The organism is Mesorhizobium sp. M7A.F.Ca.AU.001.01.1.1 (genome assembly GCF_004022735.1).
In the GTDB taxonomy this organism is placed as follows: domain Bacteria; phylum Pseudomonadota; class Alphaproteobacteria; order Rhizobiales; family Rhizobiaceae; genus Mesorhizobium; species Mesorhizobium ciceri.
Genome location: NZ_RZPF01000664.1, coordinates 1 through 3,651, shown reverse-complemented (window position 1 = coordinate 3,651; position 3,651 = coordinate 1). Strand labels below are relative to the sequence as shown.

At 63.5% G+C, this 3,651-nt stretch carries 4 protein-coding genes; 3 read left to right on the top strand and 1 reads right to left on the bottom strand.

What is annotated here, in order from left to right; genetic code table 11:
• Nucleotides 1-964 (top strand): MFS transporter (locus EN884_RS29350; RefSeq protein ID WP_128360893.1); only part of this gene is annotated, 964 nt, incomplete at its 5' end.
• Nucleotides 965-975: 11 nt separating this feature from the next.
• Here EN884_RS29350 and EN884_RS29345 read toward each other — a convergent pair.
• Nucleotides 976-1,680, bottom strand: a complete 705-nt coding sequence (locus tag EN884_RS29345; protein WP_063170259.1) for a nitroreductase — start codon at nt 1,678-1,680, stop codon at nt 976-978.
• Nucleotides 1,681-1,905: 225 nt separating this feature from the next.
• On the opposite strand from EN884_RS29345, the gene EN884_RS29340 reads away from it, so the two are divergent.
• Together EN884_RS29340 and EN884_RS29335 are read left to right on the top strand one after the other, a co-directional pair.
• Nucleotides 1,906-2,448: an XRE family transcriptional regulator gene (locus EN884_RS29340; protein WP_032807957.1), complete on the top strand. Its 543-nt coding sequence runs from the start codon at nt 1,906-1,908 to the stop codon at nt 2,446-2,448.
• A 20-nt stretch (nt 2,449-2,468) separates the two neighbouring features.
• Nucleotides 2,469-3,651: FAD-binding oxidoreductase (locus tag EN884_RS29335; RefSeq protein ID WP_164895223.1), on the top strand; the 1,183-nt coding region annotated here is incomplete at its 3' end.

The following is a 3,651-nucleotide window of genomic DNA, read 5'->3' as shown; positions in this document are numbered from 1 at the left end:
GGTCGGTCCGCTCGTCGGCGGTGCGCTGACCACCTACATTTCCTGGCGCTGGATCTTCTTCATCAACGTGCCGTTCGCGCTGGCGGCGGCAATTCTTGCCGCCTCGCTGTTTCCGACGATGACCAAGCCCGTGCGCACGCCGTTCGATTTTCCGGGCTTCCTGCTGGTCGGCAGCGGCATGGTCCTGCTGGTCTTCGGCATGGATTCGCTTGCCGCCAAGGACGCCGCGGGCGGCATCATCGCCGGCGAACTGGCGCTGGCGCTCGTCATCCTGACCATCGCCTCGTTCTACTGCCTGCGCGTGCGCAATCCGCTGCTCGATCTCAAGCTGTTGCGCATCCGTACCTTCCGCATTTCGTTCCTCACCGGCGGCGGGCTGGACACGATCGGCCTTAGCTCGGTCGTCTTCCTGCTGCCGCTGATGTTCCAGCTCGGCTTCGGCATGAGCGCGGTGCAGGCGGGATCGCTGACCTTCGTAGCCGCGGTCGGCTCGGTGGCCATGCGGTTCTTCATGCCGCGTGTCCTCAACCGTTTCGGCTTTCGCCGCGTGCTGGTCTACAACACGCCCATCGTCGCCGCCCTGGTTGCCGGCTTCGCGCTGATGCAGGCGACGACGCCGGTGTGGATCGTGCTCACTTACATCTTCGTCTTCGGCGTCTTCCGCTCCGCGCAATGGGCCTCGACCGGCAACCTCGCCTATTCCGACATCGCGCCCGAGCAGCTCGCCCGTTTCAGCGCGCTCTATTACATATTATGGCAGCTGGCGGTGGCGATCAGCGTCGGCCTGGCCGCCGCGGCATTGTCGTTTCTGGCGGGCGGCGGCCCCGCCGTCGCCGACGATTTCCGCATCCTGTTCGTGATCGAGGGCATCATCACGCTCTGCGCGCTGCTCGCCTATCTCAAGCTGACACCCCAGGACGGCGCCCATGTCAGCGGCCACGGCGCACAGATGAACACGGAATGAGGCCGGCTGGCTTATTCGCTGAACGTCACCCACTCTTGCAGCGGCACGCGGTCGGTGCGGAAGGCGTTTTCAGGTTTTGACGTATCTTCATAACCAAGCGCCATGCCGCAGACGACGATCTCCTCGTCCGGAATGTCGAGCACCGGCCTGATCTGCCGGTGATAGGGCGCGAACGCCGCCTGCGGACAGGTGTGCAGACCCCTGCCTCTAGCTGCGACCATGATGTTCTGCAGGAACATGCCGTAATCGATCCATGAACCCTGGTTGAGGCGGCGATCGATGGTGAAGATCATGCCGACCGGCGCGTCGAAGAAGACGAAGTTGCGGTCGTGCTGGGCGCGCATCTTGTCGACCTCGCGGCGACCGATGCCGAGCGCGCCATAGAGGCCGAAACCGTTGGCGCGGCGTCGCGTCAGATACGGCTCGAAGAACTGCGTGGGATAATACCGGTACTCGTCCCAATCGGCTTTTTCGGCGCGAATGCCGGAATTGAGAATGGCGTCCGATATGCGCTGCTTGCTCTCGCCCTTGGTGACATAGACCTTCCATGGCTGCATGTTGGTGCCGGATGGGGCGCGCGCCGCAACCGCCAGAATGGCGCGGATGGTGTCGTCTTCGACCATGTCGGGCAGGAATGCGCGCACCGAACGGCGCGACAGGATCGCCTCGTCGACAATCTCGGCGTCGCCCTCGATTCGGGGGTTATTTTCCAGCATGGGCCGTCCCTTACCCTTTGTCTCGATCGGACGTCCCCACTCGCCGCTCTCGGCGGAGCCTTTGCATGAACCGTCAAAATCGCGCAAGCAAATCTTGTGCATCCGTGAAAATCTGCTTGATTTTTTCATGAGCTTGATTTCTCATGAAATTTGTCGGTGATTTTTCATAAAGAGAGCGTTTTGCCTTCGACTACCGCAAGAACATTGCAGGGACCTGACGAACGCGTGCTGGCCGGCGACATCAGGGCCCTGCGCAAGGCGCGCGGGCTGACGCTCGCCGAGATCGGCCTGAAGCTAGGCCGTTCGGTCGGCTGGGTCAGCCAGGTCGAGCGTGGCCTGTCGACGCCGTCGCTCGGTGACCTCAGAGCCTTCGCCGAACTGTTCGGCGTGCCGATCAGCCTGTTCTTCAGCCATGACGTACCTGTCGAAAGCGAGCGCGGCGTGGTCGTGCGCGCCGGCAGGCGCCGCACGCTTGGCACAAGCGAATCCGGCCTGGTGGAGGAGCTTCTGTCGCCCGATCTCGGCGGTAGCTTCGAGATGGTGCGTTCGGTCTTCGCGCCGGGCGCGGAACTGAAGGCCGAGGCGCAGCGGCCGACCGAGGAAGCCGGATACGTCGCGTCCGGACTGTTCGACATCGAGATCGGAGGTGTCTGGCATCGGCTTGGCGAGGGCGACTCCTTTCGCTTCGAAGGCAAGCCCTACCGCTGGCGCAATCCGGGTGCCGAGCCGGCAATTGTCATCTGGGTGGTTTCACCACCCGTCTATTGAGTTCAAGTTTGGAGAAGAACATGGCGGGTTTGCCGAGCACGGCGCGCGTGGTGATCATCGGAGGCGGCGCCGTCGGCACCTCCGCGCTCTATCATCTCGCCAAGGCGGGCTGGACCGACTGCGTGCTGCTCGAGAAGAACGAGCTGACCTCCGGCTCGACCTGGCATGCCGCCGGCAACGTGCCGACCTTCTCCTCGTCCTGGTCGCTGATGAACATGCAGCGCTATTCGACCGAGCTTTATCGCGGGCTGGCCGACGCGGTCGACTACCCCATGAACTATCACGTCACCGGCTCGCTTCGCCTTGCCCACTCGCTCGAGCGCATGCAGGAATTCCAGCGCGCCAAGGGCATGGGCCTCTACCAGGGTATGGACATAGACATTGTCGGTGTCGACGAGATCCAGCGTCGCTATCCCTTCATCGAGACGCATGAGCTGAAAGGCGCGCTCTACGACCCGAGCGACGGCGACATCGATCCGGCGCAACTCACCCAGGCGCTGGCCAAGGGTGCGCGCGACATGGGCGCGAAGATCATCCGCTTCTGCCCGGTCACAGGCGTGCGCCGCGAGAACGACGACTGGGTGGTCGAGACGGCACAGGGTGAGATCCGCTGCGAGATCGTCGTCAATGCCGCCGGCTACCGCGCCGCCGAAGTCGGCCGGATGTTCGGCCGCGACGTGCCGATGATGGTGATGAGCCATCAGTACATTCTGTTCGAGGAGATCCCCGAACTCGCGGCATGGTCGAAGGAACAAGGCAAGAAGCTGCCGCTGCTGCGCGACGTCGACACCTCCTACTATCTGCGCCAGGAGAAGAACGGCATGAATCTCGGCCCCTATGAGCGCAATTGCCGCGCGCATTGGGCCAGCCACAATGACCCGATGCCGGAGGACTTTTCCTTCCAGCTGTTCCCCGATGATCTCGACCGGCTGGAACATTATCTGGCCGACGCCGTCGCCCGCGTGCCGATCCTTGGCACGGCCGGCCTGTCCAAGGTGATCAACGGGCCGATCCCCTATACGCCGGACGGCAATCCGCTGATCGGCCCGATGCCCGGCGTTCCCAATGCCTTCGAGGCCTGCGTCTTCACCTTCGGCATTGCCCAGGGTGGCGGCGCCGGCAAGGTGCTGGCCGAATGGGTGACCGAGGGCCGGACCGAATGGGACATGTGGTCGTGCGACCCGCGCCGCTTCACTTCCTATG

Excerpts from the sequence above, each read along its gene's own strand:
- EN884_RS29345 (WP_063170259.1), bottom strand. The coding sequence starts at position 1,680 with ATGCTGGAAAATAACCCCCGAATCGAGGGCGACGCCGAGATTGTCGAC.